General features: G+C 75.0%; 17 protein-coding genes. 11 read left to right on the top strand and 6 right to left on the bottom strand.

Going from position 1 to position 14604, the window contains the following annotated elements; genetic code table 11:
- Positions 1-31: 31 nt before the first annotated feature.
- A complete protein-coding gene (locus ABT006_RS09565; protein WP_350704676.1) occupies positions 32-805 on the bottom strand; it encodes an enoyl-CoA hydratase-related protein in 774 nt (257 codons plus the stop codon).
- Positions 806-904: 99 nt separating this feature from the next.
- Between ABT006_RS09565 and ABT006_RS09560 the strand changes: the two genes are divergently transcribed.
- Positions 905-1381: a DUF6232 family protein gene (locus ABT006_RS09560; protein ID WP_350704674.1), complete on the top strand. Its 477-nt coding sequence runs from the start codon at positions 905-907 to the stop codon at positions 1379-1381.
- Here ABT006_RS09560 and ABT006_RS09555 read toward each other — a convergent pair.
- Positions 1378-1815, bottom strand: a complete 438-nt coding sequence (locus tag ABT006_RS09555; RefSeq protein WP_350704672.1) for a nuclear transport factor 2 family protein — start codon at positions 1813-1815, stop codon at positions 1378-1380. The genes ABT006_RS09560 and ABT006_RS09555 overlap by 4 nt on opposite strands.
- A 90-nt stretch (positions 1816-1905) precedes the next feature.
- Here ABT006_RS09555 and ABT006_RS09550 point away from each other — a divergent pair, with 90 nt between their 5' ends.
- A complete protein-coding gene (locus ABT006_RS09550; protein WP_350704670.1) occupies positions 1906-2385 on the top strand; it encodes a DUF6232 family protein in 480 nt (159 codons plus the stop codon).
- 70 nt (positions 2386-2455) lie between these two features.
- The gene (locus tag ABT006_RS09545) at positions 2456-3226 is read left to right on the top strand and encodes a hypothetical protein (RefSeq protein ID WP_350704668.1); all 771 of its coding nucleotides are present in this window, start codon (positions 2456-2458) and stop codon (positions 3224-3226) included.
- 85 nt (positions 3227-3311) lie between these two features.
- On the opposite strand, the gene ABT006_RS09540 is transcribed toward ABT006_RS09545, so the two are convergent.
- Together ABT006_RS09540 and ABT006_RS09535 are read right to left on the bottom strand one after the other, a co-directional pair.
- Positions 3312-4208, bottom strand: coding sequence for a ribokinase (locus ABT006_RS09540; RefSeq protein ID WP_350704666.1), 897 nt, complete (start codon positions 4206-4208; stop codon positions 3312-3314).
- Positions 4209-4228: 20 nt separating this feature from the next.
- A complete protein-coding gene (locus tag ABT006_RS09535; RefSeq protein ID WP_350704664.1) occupies positions 4229-5071 on the bottom strand; it encodes an ABC transporter ATP-binding protein in 843 nt (280 codons plus the stop codon).
- A gap of 131 nt (positions 5072-5202) precedes the next feature.
- On the opposite strand from ABT006_RS09535, the gene ABT006_RS09530 reads away from it, so the two are divergent.
- Together ABT006_RS09530 and ABT006_RS09525 are read left to right on the top strand one after the other, a co-directional pair.
- A complete protein-coding gene (locus tag ABT006_RS09530; RefSeq protein WP_350704662.1) occupies positions 5203-6213 on the top strand; it encodes an ABC transporter ATP-binding protein in 1011 nt (336 codons plus the stop codon).
- Complete coding sequence (locus ABT006_RS09525; protein ID WP_350704660.1) at positions 6210-7223, top strand: DUF2705 family protein; 1014 nt, start codon at positions 6210-6212, stop codon at positions 7221-7223. Before ABT006_RS09530 ends, ABT006_RS09525 begins: the two co-directional genes overlap by 4 nt.
- A gap of 373 nt (positions 7224-7596) precedes the next feature.
- On the opposite strand, the gene ABT006_RS09520 is transcribed toward ABT006_RS09525, so the two are convergent.
- A complete protein-coding gene (locus tag ABT006_RS09520; protein WP_350704658.1) occupies positions 7597-8772 on the bottom strand; it encodes an ROK family transcriptional regulator in 1176 nt (391 codons plus the stop codon).
- Positions 8773-8939: 167 nt separating this feature from the next.
- On the opposite strand from ABT006_RS09520, the gene ABT006_RS09515 reads away from it, so the two are divergent.
- The 4 genes from ABT006_RS09515 to ABT006_RS09500 all read left to right on the top strand — a co-directional run bounded on the left by ABT006_RS09515 (position 8940) and on the right by ABT006_RS09500 (position 12333).
- Entirely contained in the window at positions 8940-10391 is a 1452-nt protein-coding gene (locus ABT006_RS09515; RefSeq protein WP_350704656.1) for a glycoside hydrolase family 3 N-terminal domain-containing protein, read from the top strand.
- Between the two features lie 223 nt (positions 10392-10614).
- Positions 10615-11181, top strand: a complete 567-nt coding sequence (locus ABT006_RS09510; protein ID WP_350704655.1) for a hypothetical protein — start codon at positions 10615-10617, stop codon at positions 11179-11181.
- Positions 11178-11672 carry a thiol-disulfide oxidoreductase DCC family protein gene (locus ABT006_RS09505; RefSeq protein ID WP_350704653.1) on the top strand — a complete coding sequence of 165 codons (495 nt, stop codon included), beginning with the start codon at positions 11178-11180 and terminating at the stop codon, positions 11670-11672. The genes ABT006_RS09510 and ABT006_RS09505 overlap by 4 nt, the downstream gene beginning before the upstream one ends.
- On the top strand, positions 11635-12333 hold the full coding sequence (locus tag ABT006_RS09500) for a TetR family transcriptional regulator (protein WP_350704651.1): 699 nt from the start codon (positions 11635-11637) through the stop codon (positions 12331-12333). Before ABT006_RS09505 ends, ABT006_RS09500 begins: the two co-directional genes overlap by 38 nt.
- 224 nt (positions 12334-12557) lie before the next feature.
- On the opposite strand, the gene ABT006_RS09495 is transcribed toward ABT006_RS09500, so the two are convergent.
- Positions 12558-13220, bottom strand: a complete 663-nt coding sequence (locus ABT006_RS09495; protein WP_350704649.1) for a GNAT family N-acetyltransferase — start codon at positions 13218-13220, stop codon at positions 12558-12560.
- A gap of 354 nt (positions 13221-13574) precedes the next feature.
- On the opposite strand from ABT006_RS09495, the gene ABT006_RS09490 reads away from it, so the two are divergent.
- Positions 13575-13772 (top strand): DNA repair protein, encoded by a 198-nt coding sequence (locus ABT006_RS09490; protein WP_350704647.1) that lies wholly within the window; start codon positions 13575-13577, stop codon positions 13770-13772.
- 121 nt (positions 13773-13893) lie between these two features.
- Positions 13894-14412, top strand: coding sequence for a hypothetical protein (locus tag ABT006_RS09485; protein ID WP_350704645.1), 519 nt, complete (start codon positions 13894-13896; stop codon positions 14410-14412).
- The last annotated feature ends 192 nt before the right edge of the window (positions 14413-14604 follow it).

The following is a 14604-nucleotide window of genomic DNA, read 5'->3' as shown; positions in this document are numbered from 1 at the left end:
GCCGGCGGGCGCCCCGCCGGCCCCACGCCGGTCAGCGGCCGGTGAAGTCCGGCTTGCGCTTGGCCACGAACGCCGCCATGCCCTCGCGCCGGTCGTCGGTGGCGAAGAGCGCCGCGAAGAGCTGGCTCTCCCACGCCAGGCCGGAGTTGAGGTCCATGTCGAGGCCGCCGTCCACCGCGAGCTTCGCGGCGCGCAGGGCCTGCACCGGGCCGGTGAGGTACGGACGCACCAGCTCGACCGCGGTGTCGTAGACCTCGGCGGCCGGGGCCACCCGGTCGGCCAGCCCGATCCGCAGCGCCTCCTGGGCGTCCACCATCCGGCCCGACATGATCAGGTCCTTGGCGCGGGCCGGGCCGACCAGGCGGGCCAGCCGCTGGGTGCCGCCCGCGCCGGGAATGATGCCGAGCTTGATCTCCGGCTGGCCGAGCTTCGCGTCCTCGGCGACGACCCGCCAGTCGCACGCCAGCGCCAGCTCGCAGCCGCCGCCCAGGGCGTAACCGGTGATCGCGGCGACGACCGGCTTCGGGATCCGGGCGATCGCACCGAGCGCGCTGGACAGGTCGGCCGCCCGCTCCGCCATGTCCACGTAGGACATGTCGGCCATCTCCTTGATGTCCGCGCCGGCGGCGAAGACCTTCTCGCCGCCGTACACGATGACGGCGCGGACACCCGGGTCCGCGGTGGCCGCCGCGGCCGCGGCGCGCAACTCCTCCTGCACCTGGGTGTTCAGCGCGTTCATCGGCGGCCGCTCCAGCCGGATGGTGCCGATGCCGTCCTTGGTCTCCAGCCGCACGAACTCGCCCACGCTGGCCCTCACTTCCTCGTCGAAGTCGCGAGCCAACCTTACGGCGCGGGCCGTCGGGGAAAGTAGTGTGGTGTCAGGCCCGCCACCGGGAGTACCACCATGATCACTTATTACGACGACAGGTCGGTCCAGATCACGTCCGCCGCCGTCCGCGTGGACGGCCGCACGTTTCAGCTGGCCGACATCAGCATGGTCTGGCACCGGCGCGGCAGCCGGTCCTGGCGGGTGCTCGCCGGCCGGGGCGCGATCGGCGCGGCGCTGGCCGGCCCCCTGGTGGCCGCCGCGCTCGGCATCGCGCTGGCGCTCACGCTGGACCGCTCCCTCACCGTCACCGTCGCCATCGTCGGGGCCTCGGTGCTCGTCGGGCTCGCGGTCGGTCCGGTCGCCGACTTCCTCTTCGAGCACCTGGACCGCTCGTACGCGCGGGGCAGTCGGCAACTGGAGATCTGGGCCCGCTGGCGCGGCCAGCCGGTGCGGCTGCTGTGCACCGGCGACGCCCTGCGCTTCGGGCAGATCTACCGGGCGGTACAGCGGGCGGTGGAGGCCGGCCAGCCGGCGACGCCCCACCGCCGCTAGAACTCGATCGGCTCGTCCGGCAGCATGCCGAGGCCGCGCAGCAGCCCGTAGAGGTCCTGCTCGCCCCAGAACTGCACGATCCGTCCCTCCGCCAGCCGGTACATCTTGCAGGAACTCTGCACCGCGGTCGCGCCGGTGGCGTCGCGCCGGTAGGTCTGCGCCAGCGAGACCACGACGCGGTCGCCGGCGGCGAAGAGTGCGTGCGTCCGCTGGTCGAGCACGGTCAGCCCGGGCGACGCGACGGCCTGCTCGACGAAGTGCCGCCCCCGCACCTGCTGGCCGGAACCGTAGATCTGCACGTCCTCGGCGACCACCGCGCGCACCTCGGACAGGTCCTTGGTGACGAACGCCCGCAGGTAGCGGCGGACCGCCGCGACGTTGCGGTTCTCCTCGTTCCGGCGTTCCTCTTCGGTCATGTGCCCGTGCCCGCTCATGCGCTCCGACGCTACCCAATGGATTCGCGCGGCATCGACCGCCGTCCACCTCGGCCGGTCGTGGACGCGGCGCAGCGGTTAGGCTTAGTGATGACCCTCTATTACCGGGACGACGCGGTGCAGGTGACGTCGGAGTCGATCCGGGCCGGAGGCCACGCCGTCGCGATCGCCGACGTGACGTACGTCTGGCACGCGCAGGGGCCGAAGACGCTGGCGGTACGCGGCCGGGTGCTGGGCCGCGGCGTCCTGGTCCTGCTCCTCTCGCTGCCCCCGCTGGTCGCGGTGGTCTGCGTGCTCGCGCTGGCCTGGTCGGCGCAGGACCGGGGCGAGTGGCAGCTGGCACTGGTCATCCTCGCCGCGTGCGTGGTCGGTGCGCTGGCCCTGACCCCGTTCCTGGAGATCCCGCTCGGCTGGCTCGACCGCTCCTACGAGCGGGGCAGCAAGGTGCACGAACTCTGGGTGCAGCACCACGGCCGCGAGGTGCTGCTGCTGCGCACGCCGGACGCGCTGCGGTTCGGGCAGATCTACCGGGCGGTCCAGCGCGCGGTCGAGCAGCACACGGAGGCCTGACCCGAGGCGCTGCCCGGGCCCGCGTTGCGCCGCCCGGCGGTTCGGGCGCGGGCAACGCACACTTGGTGCCATGGTGATTTCCCTCCCCCGGCCCGCCGCGGTCGTCGGTCTGACCCGCTCCGCCCTCGACCAGGCTCTCGGCTCGGCGGCCTCGTTCGCCGCCGTGCCGGCCCGCGCGTTCGCCGTGCTGGACTCCGTGGAGGCGCTGCTGGCCCGGATCAACGGGGTGGTGGACCGGATCGACGGCGTGGTGGAGCGGGTCGACGACATGGTGGACCGGGTCGACGCCACGGCGGGCCGGGTCGACGGCATGGTGGACCGGGTCGAGCAGACCCTCGACCGGACCGACCAGGTGCTCGCCGACGCCGACGCCGCGGTGCGGCAGGTGCCCGCGATCAGCGCCGCCGCGACCGCCGCCATCGGGACGGCGACCGAGGTGGCCACCGCCGCGTCCGTGGTGGTCGGGCAGGCCGAGTCGGTGGCCGGTCGGGCGGCCGGCGCCGTGGGTACCGCGGCGGAGGCGGCGGCCACCGCCGCCGAGCTGCTGACGGCGTACGAGCCGGCGTTGCGCCGGGCGGCGCCCATGGCGAACCGCTTCGTCGAGCAGCTCAGCCACGAGGAGGTGACCGCCGCGATCCGGCTCGTCGACGAGCTGCCCAAACTCAAGCAGCACCTGACGGCGGACATCCTGCCGATCCTGGCCACCCTGGACCGGGTCGGCCCGGACCTGCACGACCTGCTCGACGTCACCCGCGACCTGAAGCTCGCCGTCGCCGGCATCCCCGGGTTGGGCATGCTCCGCCGCCGGGGCGAGAAGCTCAGCGACGACGCGGAGGCGTGAGCGGCGGTGAGCGGCCCGGTCTGACGTGGGGCGGGCACGGCCCCGTTCACCGGGACCCGGTCGGCGCCGATCCGCCCGGGCCGGATCAGGCCGGCGTGTAGAGCTCCTCGATCTCGGCCCGGCTGGGCAGGGCCGAGGAGGCGCCGAGCCGGCGGGCGCAGGCCGCCCCGGCCGCCGCCGCCCAACGCACCGCGTCGACGAGGTCCCGGCCCTCGCCCCAGGCGACCGCGAGCGCGGCGGTGAAGGCGTCCCCGGTCGCCGTGGAGTCCACCACGTCGACCTTGACCGCCGGCACGTGCACGGCGGTGCCGTCCCGGTCGCCGTACCAGGCGCCCTGCGCGCCGAGCGTGAGCACCGCCCGGGGCACCAGGTCGAGCAGGGCCGACGGGTCGTCCCTACCGCGCCCGGTCAGCGCCTGCGCCTCGGTCTCGTTGACCACCAGCAGATCCGTCGCCGCGAGCAACTCCGGGGGCACCGGCACGGCCGGCGCGGCGTTGAGCACCACCCGACTGCCGGCCGCCCGGGCCGCGACCGCCGCCCGGGTCACCGTGCCGACCGGGATCTCCAGCTGGGCGAGCAGCACGTCCGCGGAGCGTACGGCCGCCAGCTCGGGCTCGGTGAGGTGGGTCATCGAGGCGTTCGCGCCGGGGGTGACGAGGATGGCGTTCTCGCCCTCGGCGTTGACCATCACCAGCGCCACCCCCGACGTGCCGTACGTCGTGCGGAGCTGGTCGGTGTCGACGCCGGCGGCGGCGATCCGGGCCCGCAGGGTGACGCCGAACGCGTCGGAGCCGATCGCCCCGAGGAAGGCGCAGGAGGCGCCGGCGCGGGCCGCGGCGATGGCCTGGTTGGCGCCCTTGCCGCCGGGCACCATGACGAAGCCGGTGCCGAGCAGTGTCTCCCCCGGCCGGGGCAGGGCGGGGGCGGTGCCCACCAGGTCCATGTTGGCGCTGCCCACCACGACGACCCTGGTCTGCCGCACGCCGACCTCCATCTGGCGCCTCAGGCGGCGCGCGCGGTGTACCGGTCGCCGGAGCGCTCGACCACCAGCGGCAGCCCGAAGGTCTTGGAGAGGTTGTCCCCGGTGAGGGTGTCACCGAGCAGCCCCTGGGCCACCACCTGGCCGTCGCGCAGCAGGAGCGCGTGGGTGAAGCCGGGCGGGATCTCCTCAACGTGGTGGGTCACCAGCACCAGCGCCGGGGCGTCCGGGTCGTACGCCAGCTCGGCCAGCCTGGCCACCAGGTCCTCCCGCCCGCCCAGGTCGAGCCCGGCCGCGGGCTCGTCGAGCAGCAGCAGCTCCGGGTCCGTCATCAGCGCGCGGGCGATCTGCACCCGCTTGCGCTCCCCCTCGGACAGCGTGCCGTAGGCGCGGTCGGCGAGGCCGCCGATGCCGAGCTGGCTCAGCAGCGCGCGGGCACGGGCCTCGTCGCCGCTGTCGTAGCTCTCCCGCCAGCGCCCCAGCACCGACCAGGCGGCCGTCACGACCACGTCGCTGACCCGCTCGTCGGCGGGCACCCGCTCGGCGAGCGCGGCGGTGGAGAGCCCGATGCGGGTGCGCAGCTCGTTGACGTCGGTGCGGCCGATGCGCTCGCCGAGCACGTGGGCGGTGCCGGTGGTCGGGTGCAGCCGCCCGGCGGCGAGGTTGAGCAGTGTCGTCTTCCCGGCGCCGTTCGGGCCGAGCACCACCCAGCGCTCGTCCAGCTCGACCCGCCAGTCCAGGTCGTGCAGCAGCGCCGTGCCGGACCGGCGTACGCCGACGCCGTCGAGGCTGACCACCAGATCCGCGTCCACGGGCGCGGGCGCGGCTGCGGCGCCGCCGGCGCCGGGGATCAGGTCACCAGTCACCCGACCATCCAACCACGCAGCGCCGCGGCGCCCCCCACGGGCGGCGCCCCGGTCGTAGGGTGAGGCGCCGTGTCGTTGGTCACCACACTCGAAGGACGGTCCATGCCCGGTCGGAACACGGAGCCGCGCCGGTGAGCGCGGTCATCGAGATCGAGGGTCTGCGCAAGACCTTCCGCAGCCTGCGGCAGGGGCGCCGGGTGGCGGTCGACGGTTTCGACCTGCTGGTGGAGTCCGGCCAGATCCACGGCTTCCTCGGCCCCAACGGGTCGGGCAAGACCACCACGCTGCGCGCCCTGCTCGGGCTGGTCCGCGCCGACGCCGGCCGGATGACGGTGCTGGGGCGGACCTCACCGGAGCAACTGCCCCAGGTGGCCGGGCGGGTCGGGGCGATCGTGGAGAGCCCCCAGTTCTTCGGCAACTTCACCGGGCACCGCACCCTGCGCCTGCTCGCCCGGGCCGGCGGCGTGCCGGTCGCCCGGGTCGACGAGGTGCTGGAGCAGGTGGGCCTGCGGGACCGGGGCGACGAGCGGGTCAAGGGCTACTCGCTGGGCATGAAGCAGCGCCTGGCGGTGGCCTCGGCCCTGCTCAAGGACCCGGAGCTGCTGATCCTCGACGAGCCGGCGAACGGGCTGGACCCGGCCGGCATCCGGGAGATGCGGGACCTGATGCGCTCGCTGGCCGAGGCCGGCGTGACCGTGCTGGTCTCCAGCCACATCCTGGCCGAGATCCAGCTGATCTGCGACCACGTGACGATCATCTCGCGGGGCCGGCGGGTGGCCGCCGGGCGGGTCGACGAGGTGCTGGCCGGGTTCGACCGGCACGAGCTGCTGGTGCGGGTGGACGACCCGGAGCGGGCCGCCGAGCTGCTGACGGCGGCGGGGCTGGCGGTGACCGGGCACGACGACCACCTGGTGGTGGGCGACGTGGACGACGCCGTCACGGTCAGCCGCACGCTGGGCGAGGCGGGCCTGTGGGTGCGTGAGCTGACCCCGCTGCGGCCCGACCTGGAGAGCGTCTTCCTCGAACTGACCGGCACGGCGGCGCACCCGACGATCCCCCGTCAGGTGGACGACTCGGTGCTGCCCGACCACGGGCCCCGGGAACCGGTGATCGACCTCGACGCGAGCGGAGTGGACGCGTGAACCTGGTCCGTGCCGAGCTGGAGCGCCTGGGTGCCCGGCGCTTCGTGCAGCTCATGGTCGTCCTGCTGGTGCTCGCGTTCGGCGTCACCGCGGCGACCACCCTCGCCGGTTCCCACCGGCCCACCGCCCAGGAGATCCTCGACGCCGAGCAGCAGGCCGCCGCGGCGCGCAGCGAGCTGGAGCGCACCCACCAGCTCTGCCTGGACCGGCAGCGCGGCGTCATCCGGGTGGACGAGGTGCACGAGTACATCCCGGACGACTGCAGCGAGGTCGACCCGGGCCAGATGGAGCGGGCCCCGGTGGCCGCCGACTTCCTGACGGGGGTGTTCACCTTCGCCGAGGAGGCCCGGCCGCTGCTCTACTTCCTCGTCGCCTTCCTGGTGCTCTTCGGCTTCCTGGTCGGCGCCTCCTACATCGGCGCCGACCTGAACTCCGGCGGGGTGGTCAACCTGCTGCTCTGGCGGCCCCGGCGGCTGACGGTGCTCGGTGCCAAGCTGGGCACGCTGCTCGGCGCGACGGCGCTGCTGTCGCTGGTCGCCTCGGTGGCGTACCTCGGGGCGTTCTGGCTGATCGCCCAGCTCGCCGGCCGGCCCGGGCGGCTCGACGGGGAGTTCTGGCGGTCGCTGGGCGCGACGTGGGGGCGCGGGATGCTGCTGGTGCTGCTGGTCACCGCGATGGGGTTCGCCATCGCCACCCTGGGCCGACACACGTCCGCGGCGCTCGGCGCGATCGCCGGCTACCTCGTGGTGTGGGAGCTGGGGGCCCGGCTGGTGATGGAGATCCTGGACGTCGCCCAGGTGGACCGGTACGTACTCTCCAGCTACGTGGCCGCCTGGCTGAACGGCAAGGTCGAGTTCTGGGACCTGCGGGCGTGCCCGGACGGGCTCACCCAGTCCTGCACCGGCTACTGGTCGCTGACCTGGCAGCCGTCGCTCATCCTGCTGCTCGGGCTGACGGGGGCGCTGACCGCGGCGGCGTTCGCCGTGTTCCGCCGACGCGATCTGATGTGACCTGATGTGACCTGCGGTGTCATCCGGCCCCGGCGCGGCAAGACCTTGCAGCACCGGGGCCGATGATGAAATATTCCTTCACATGACGCGCGGCCAACCCCGTCGCTCCGGGCCGCCAGCGCCCGCCGAGCACCTTCGGGCGACGCCCGCCGAGCACCTTCGGGCGACGCCCGCCGAGCACCTTCGGGCGACGCCCGCCGAGCACCTTTGGGCGAGGCCCGCCGAGCACCTTTGGGCGAGGCCCGCCGAGCAGGTCCGGGCGACGCCGGACGGGCACCGGCCGACTCCGCCCGGGCCGGCCGGCACGACGGCGCGATCGGTGTCCGTCTTGGTCTTGGGCCGGCTGTCGGCCGACCCGGCGCGCCGGCGCCGGTCAGCCGACCGTCGAGCCGAAGACCTCGTCGCGGACCGCGTCCAGGGCCGTGCGCAGCGCGCCGCGCAGGATCGGCTCCTCGGTCAGGCCGGTGGGCACCACCCGGGGCCGGACCAGGGTGATCGCCGCGACCTCGTGCTGCACCCGCTCCGCCAGCGCCGCCCCGCCGGCCTGGCCGACCTCACCGGCGAGCACCACCAGCGGCGGGTCCAGCACCACGCAGGTGCTCGCCACGCCGAGCGCCAGCCGGCGGGCCACCTCGTCGAGCATCGGGCCGCCGGCCGTGCCGTCGGCGACCGCGGCCCGCACTGCGGAGGCGCCGCTGTCGTCCGGGTAGCCATGCGCCCGGGCCAGCTCGCGGACCGCCTCCGCGCCGATCAGCTGCTGGAACGCGGGCTTCGCCCGACGGGAGACGTCGCGCGGGATGGGCGCCCCGGGCACCGGCAGGTAACCGATCTCGCCCGCGGCGCCGCTGCTGCCGTGGTGCAGCCGGCCGCCCAGCACGATCGCGAGGCCGACGCCCGCGCCGACCCAGACCAGGACGAAGTCCGTCAGCCCCCGCGCGGCGCCCGACTGCGCCTCGGCGACCGCCGCCAGGTTGACGTCGTTCTCGAAGACCACCGGGGTGTGCAGGTCCTCCCGGAGCGCGGCGAGCAGACCGCTGTGCCAGCGCGGCAGGTTGAAGGCGAAGGTGATGTCGCCGGTGCCCGGGTCGACCAGGCCGGGGGTGCCCAGCACGATCCGCCGTACGCTCGACAGCTGCGCCCCGGCGCTGCTCGCGGCCTGGACCACCGCGTTGTGCACGACCCCGACCGGGTCGTCGGTGTCCCGGGTCGACTGCTCGACGCGGCCGATCACGGCGCCGGTGATGTCCGCGCAGGCGGCGACGACCCGGTCGGCGCCGACGTCCACGCCGACCACGTGCGCGCTGCCCGGCCGCACGGCGTAGAGCTGGGCGTTCGGTCCCCGCCCGCCGGCCTGCTCGCCGACCCGGGTGACCAGCCCCCGCTCCTCCAGCCGCTCGACCAGCTGGGAGGCGGTGACCTTGGACAACCCGGTCAGCTCGCCGAGCCGGGCCCGGGTCAGCGGCCCCTGCTCCAGCAGCAGCTCCAGCGCGGCGCGGTCGTTGAGCGCCCGCAACAGGCGGGGGGTGCCGGGCAGCCGGGTCGAACTCATGCCACGTCCTCTAGTTTTGTTAAACCTTGCTAACTGTAAACGGACCTGCAAACGGGTAGCCGTAGCGTATCGGCCGCCCGGGACCGGGGCGCTCGGCCGACCCGGTACGTCGCCGACCGCCGCCGGTACGACATCCGTGCCCTCGGGCACCGAAAGGGGAAGATCACGTGGGGCTCGATCCAGGACTGCGCCGGCTCGCGCTCGGCACGCTGCTCGCCGCGTACCCGGGGCCGATCCCGCCGGACTGGGCGGTCGACCTGGTGGCCGAGGGGCTCGCCGGGCACACCCTGTTCGGCACCAACGTCCACGACCCGGGGCAACTGGCGGCGAGCACCGCCGCCCTGCGCGCGGGCCGGCCGGACGTGCTGATCGCGATCGACGAGGAGGGCGGTGACGTCACCCGGCTGGCGCACGCCACCGGCAGCCCGTACCCGGGCAACGCCGCGCTCGGCGCGATCGACGACGTGGCGCTGACCCGCCGGGTCTACGAGGCCATCGGCGCGGAGCTGGCGGGCCTCGGCATCACCGTCGACCTCGCGCCGACCGTGGACGTCAACACCGCCGACGAGAACCCGGTCATCGGCACCCGCTCGTTCGGCGCCGACCCGGTGCGGGTCGCCGCGCACTCCGCCGCGGCGGTCGCCGGCCTCCAGGCCGCCGGGGTGGCCGCCTGCGCCAAGCACTTCCCGGGGCACGGCGCGACGGTCGCCGACTCCCACTACGAACTGCCCACCGTGGACGTACCACTCGACGTGCTCCGCGAGCGCGACCTGCCGCCCTTCGCCGCGGTCGTGGCGGCCGGCGCGCAGGCCGTGATGACCGCACACATCCGGGTGCCGGCGCTGACCGGCGACGGCCCCGCCACGTTCAGCCGGGCGGTCCTGGTCGACCTGCTGCGCGGCGAGTACGGCTTCACCGGCACCGTCATCACCGACGCGCTGGAGATGAAGGGCGCCGCCGTGGCCGCCGGCGGGGTGGGCCCCGCCGCCGTACGGGCCCTCGCCGCGGGGGCCGACCTGCTCTGCATCGGCGCCAAGGTCGACGCCGAGCTGGTCGAACGGGTGGTCACGGAGATCGTCGACGCGCTCGCCGACGGCCGGCTGGACCGGGCCCGGGTCGAGGAGGCGGCCGGCCGCGTCGCGACGCTCGCCGCGTGGACCCGGGCCACCGGCGCGACCACGGCCGCGTCCACCGAACTCGGGTACGCCGCGGCACGGCGGGCCGTCCGGGTGGAGGGGGCGCTGTCCAGCCTCGACCGCCCGCTGGTCGTGCAGCTGCACGCCGCCTCGACCATCGCAGAGGGACGGGTGCCGTGGGGCCTCGGCCCGCACCTCGACGGCGTGGAGGAGCTGCGCGTGGTCGCCGCCGAGACCGAGCCGGCGGCCCTGCGCCGGCTCGCCGGGGAGCGGCCGATCGTGCTGGTCGGTCGCCACCTGCACCGCCTGCCGGGCGGCCCCGAGCTGATCGCCGCGCTGGCCGCCGCGCACCCGGTGACCGTGGTCGAGATGGGCTGGCCGGCCCAGTGGCGGCCGGCGGGCGTACGGGCGTTCGTCACCACGTACGGCGCGAGCCACGCCAACGGCCGGGCGGCGGCCGAGGTGCTCGGCCTGGCCGGCTGACGCGGGCGGCGGCACCCTGGGCCCGGCCGGCGGCTTGCCAGCGCGGGCTCGGGGTGTCGCCCTCGAATCTCGCCGAGCGGCACATCGGTGCCGGCGTGCCCGCGCCGGAGACCCCGCGCCGGCCGGGCCACGCCGAAGCCGGGCCGCCCACTCTTGAACGTGTTCAAAGACTGTCCTACGCTCATGGCAACGAACTTGAACACGTTCAAGAAGGGCGTCGGCGATGGACACCAAGGTCTGGATGTACCTGGTCTACCTGGCGGTCAGCATCGGCCTGACCGTGTGGGTGGCCCGGGCGCTCTCCCGCAACGGGCTGGTCTTCCTCGAGGAGGTGTTCGCCGACGAGCGGCTGGCCCGGGCGGTGAACAGCCTGCTCGTGGTCGGCTTCTACCTGCTCAACCTCGGCTACGTCACGGTGGCGATGAAGCACCCCGACCCGGTCGGGTCCACCGCCCAGGCCATGGAGGAGCTCTCCCTCAAGATCGGCCTGGTGCTGCTGGTGCTGGGCGCGTTGCACTTCTTCAACGTCTTCGCGCTCGGCCGGTACCGCCGGGGCCGGCTGCGCCAGCTCGCCACCCATCCGCCGCTCGCCCCGGTCGGCCGGCTGCCGATGCAGCCCGCACCCCCCAGGCCCCACCCGGCCGCCGCGACCGGCCCCCATCCCGGTAACCCGCAGCCCGTCGGCCCACGCCAGCCCGTCGGCACGCAGCAGCCCACCGGCACCCACCAGCCCGCCGGCCCGACCAGCCCCGGGCCGGAGGCCGGCCCCGGCACGCCGCCGGCCCGATGACCGTCCCGACCGGCGACGGAACGGGCGGGGCCCCGGACGCCACCGCGCACGGGGGCGGTGGCGTCCGGCGGTTCACCGTCCTCTACGACGCGCACTGCCCGCTCTGCCGCGCCGCCCACCGCTGGCTGGCGTCCCGCGCCCAGCTCGTACCCCTGGAGTTCGTGCCGGCCGGCTCCGCCGAGGCCCGGCGGCGCTTCCCCGAACTGGACCACGACGCGACGCTGCGCGACCTCACCGTGGTCGCGGACACCGGCGAGGTGTACGCGGGCGACGGCGCCTGGTTCGCCTGCCTGTGGGCGCTGGCCGACCACCGGGGCGCCGCTGAGCGGCTGGCGCGCCCGCACCTGCTGCCGCTCGCCCGCCGGTTCGTCGCCGCCGCCTCGTCGGTGCGCGAACGCGTCCGCGACCCGTGGGCGGAGCCGGTCGACGGCCCGGCGGGATACGGTGACCCCGATGACCGAGCAGACTGCGCCGACGACCGCTGCGGGTGAGCCGCCCACCGCCCGGGGCGAGCAGACGCGGCAGCTCATCCTGGACACGGCGATGCGGCTGTTCCAGGAGCGGGGTTACGCCCGGACCACCATGCGCGCCATCGCCCAGGAGGCCGGGGTGGCGGTGGGCAACGCCTACTACTACTTCGGCTCCAAGGACCACCTGATCCAGGAGTTCTACGCCCGCGCCCAGCTCCAGCACCGGGCGGCGGCGCAGCCGGTGCTCGACCGGGAGTCCGAGTTCGCCGCCCGGCTCGCCGGGGTGCTGCACGCCGGCATCGACGTGCTCACCCCCTCGCACGACTTCGCGGCGAGCTTCTTCAAGACGGCGGCGGAGCCGACGTCCCCGCTCAGCCCGTTCTCCGCCGAGTCGTCCGCGCCCAGGCGGGCGGCCGTCGACCTCTTCGCCGAGGTCCTCGACGGCTCGACCGCGAGGGTGGACGCCGAGCTGCGCCCCCACCTGCCCGAGCTGTTGTGGCTCGCGTACATGGGGGTGGTCCTCTACTGGGTCCACGACCGGTCCCCGCAGCAGACCAAGACCCGGCGGCTCATCGACGGCGCGGTGCCGTTGGTCGACCGGCTGGTGGGGCTGTCCCGGTTACGGGTGCTGCGCCCGGTCACCCGGCAGGTGCTCGACCTCATTCGCACGCTGCGTCACTGACCCGCCGCGCCGCCTCGACACGCTCCGCCCCAGGTCAAGTCCACTTCTGGACAGTTCCAACCGCCCGCCTACACCTTGCCGAACAGCCCAAAAATACGTAGCGTAATCGGCACGCACGGCGACCGGCCCCGCAACGCCCGTCGCGGGCACGGGGACCTGGGGGAGGCTGCGGGCCGTGGATCCGGCCCGGGATCCACGGTCCGCGCCCCGCCCTCACCGCACGCTCAGGGCGGGTACACCCCGAACGACCGCCAACCCCGGTCGGGGAAGCCGGCCGCCTCGGCGACCCGCGCGGAGGCCCCGTTGGCGCGGTCGTGCAGGTAGGTCGGGACGGCCCCCTCGTCGAGCACCCGGCGGGCCGCCTGCGCGACCAGCCGCCGGGCCAACCCCCGCCCCCGCGCCGCCGGCACCGTCCCCACCGCCAGCTCGTGGCCGTACGCGTCGTGCCGCTTCACCCCCACCCCGGACAGGTACCGGCCACGCTCGTCGCGCACCACCAGCACGGGCCGGTCGAAGAGCCGGAGCCAGGACGGCAACCCCGGCGAGGCCGGGGACACCCAATCCCCCACGTCGGGCAGCGGGGCCGGGGCCACGCTCCACCGGAACACGTCGTCGTGGACCGCCCAGCCGGGCTGGCCGACCGTCGCGGGCAGCTCGGGCAGGAACCGCCCGGCCCGCCGGCAGGCCAGCTCGCGGACCGCGTCCACCCGGTCCGGCGGTACGGAGAGCACGGTGCTCGCCCCGGCCGCGACCGCGATCGCCGGCCGAAGCCGACCGTCCCAGGCCGGCCGGGCCCGCCGGTGCGACCCGACCACGTGCAGCGCCGGGCCCGCCGGCCACTGGCCCAGCCAGGTCGTCAGGTGCAGGTGGAGCCGCCGGTCGAGCATCGAGTCACCTTCCCCCGCGGTCGACCCACGGCAGCCGCCCACGCGGACGCCGCCGGGGTCGCTCGCCGCGCTCGGCCGCGCGGTTCGCGCCCCGGCCCGCCCGCCGATCACCGTACGCCGGACGGTTGCCGCCCGGCGCACCGTTCCGATCAACGGGCCCGCCGGCCTCGTTGCCGGGCTTCGCGCCTCAGGCGCACCGACGTCGGTTCAAGCGCACGGCGGGCGGGTACAGGTGCAGGACGTCGTCGATGGACGCCGCCCCGAGATCCGGCGCGGTCGCGGGAACCTGAGACATCGATCGAGCGTCATATTCATTTCCATACATGTACAACTTTCTTTGGGGCGGTAATGGTCATGCCGAATCAGCCGAATGACCGGTACCAACAGGAGACCGAGCGGCTCTGGCGCGCGCCCGGGGCCGCCGAACGGTTCCCCGCGCAGGTGCCGTACCGGGGCAACCGCGGCGCCAGCCGGACCGAGGCGCTCTCCTGGGGAGAGCTGAACAAGCTGCCGGCCGGCACGTCCACCCGCCGCAACCTCAACCCGCGTTGACCCGCGCCGCCCCGCCGGGGGCGACGACACACCCGGGGCGGTCCAGCGGCGGCTTTCGCACACCTGTCGGGTAATTTCTTGTGGTCCGCAACCCCGACCCACGACAGGAGAAGCACCGCGCATGGGCAAGAAGACGATCCACGTCTCCGACTTCACCGGCACGGTCATCCAGCCCCACGACGAGGTGGTCCGCGTCGTCGTCCTGGAACACCCTGACCTGGTGGCCGGGCCCGTGCAACTGGACGCCACCCCGGTCGAGGTGGAGAGCATCGACGACGCCGCGCTCGACGTCGCGGTGGTCGAGATCCACGACCGGCACGGCGGCGACGAGCCCCGGCGGGTGGTGCTGACGGCGAGCGAGTTCGACGCCATGGCGACCGACGTCCCGATGGCGCAGCTGCTGCGGACCGCCGAGCGGGTCCGCCCGCCGAAGGCCCGCAAGAGCGCCGAGAAGGTCGACTACGGCACGATCGAGCACGCCGGCAAGCCGCACCGGGGCCGGGTCACCGAGGAGGAGGCCCGGCTGGTGCGCGAACAGCTCGACGAGGTCAACAAGCGCCTCGCCGACGCCGGGATCCGCCAGGTAGACCCCGCCGACCCGGAGCACGCCGCCCGGTACGGCTTCCCCACCGCCCCCTGAGTCGCCGCGGCGGCAACCGGGTCCGGCGCGCCGCCGGACCCGGCACGTCGCCGCCGAGGCACCCCGGACCCGGGGGCCGCCGCCCCCCCCCCCCCGCCCCCCCCCCCCCCCCCGGCCGCCGCCTGCTCCAGGCGGTAGCGCTTGCTGGCCACCAGGGCGAACTCGGCGGCCACGAAGAAGCCGTTCAGCGCC

This window comes from Micromonospora sp. NPDC002717, from assembly GCF_040295705.1.
GTDB lineage: Bacteria > Actinomycetota > Actinomycetes > Mycobacteriales > Micromonosporaceae > Micromonospora.
Note: the sequence above shows the minus strand (reverse complement) of the source record. Positions and strands in the feature narration are given on the sequence as shown.

What these genes read in the sequence shown, in the direction of transcription:
- ABT006_RS09560 (WP_350704674.1), top strand. Translation starts at nt 905, where the DNA reads ATGATCACTTATTACGACGACAGGTCGGTCCAGATCACGTCCGCCGCC.
- ABT006_RS09555 (WP_350704672.1), bottom strand. Translation starts at nt 1,815, where the DNA reads ATGAGCGGGCACGGGCACATGACCGAAGAGGAACGCCGGAACGAGGAG.
- ABT006_RS09550 (WP_350704670.1), top strand. Translation starts at nt 1,906, where the DNA reads ATGACCCTCTATTACCGGGACGACGCGGTGCAGGTGACGTCGGAGTCG.
- ABT006_RS09545 (WP_350704668.1), top strand. Translation starts at nt 2,456, where the DNA reads ATGGTGATTTCCCTCCCCCGGCCCGCCGCGGTCGTCGGTCTGACCCGC.
- ABT006_RS09520 (WP_350704658.1), bottom strand. Translation starts at nt 8,772, where the DNA reads ATGAGTTCGACCCGGCTGCCCGGCACCCCCCGCCTGTTGCGGGCGCTC.
- ABT006_RS09510 (WP_350704655.1), top strand. Translation starts at nt 10,615, where the DNA reads ATGGACACCAAGGTCTGGATGTACCTGGTCTACCTGGCGGTCAGCATC.
- ABT006_RS09505 (WP_350704653.1), top strand. Translation starts at nt 11,178, where the DNA reads ATGACCGTCCCGACCGGCGACGGAACGGGCGGGGCCCCGGACGCCACC.
- ABT006_RS09500 (WP_350704651.1), top strand. Translation starts at nt 11,635, where the DNA reads ATGACCGAGCAGACTGCGCCGACGACCGCTGCGGGTGAGCCGCCCACC.
- ABT006_RS09495 (WP_350704649.1), bottom strand. Translation starts at nt 13,220, where the DNA reads ATGCTCGACCGGCGGCTCCACCTGCACCTGACGACCTGGCTGGGCCAG.
- ABT006_RS09490 (WP_350704647.1), top strand. Translation starts at nt 13,575, where the DNA reads ATGCCGAATCAGCCGAATGACCGGTACCAACAGGAGACCGAGCGGCTC.
- ABT006_RS09485 (WP_350704645.1), top strand. Translation starts at nt 13,894, where the DNA reads ATGGGCAAGAAGACGATCCACGTCTCCGACTTCACCGGCACGGTCATC.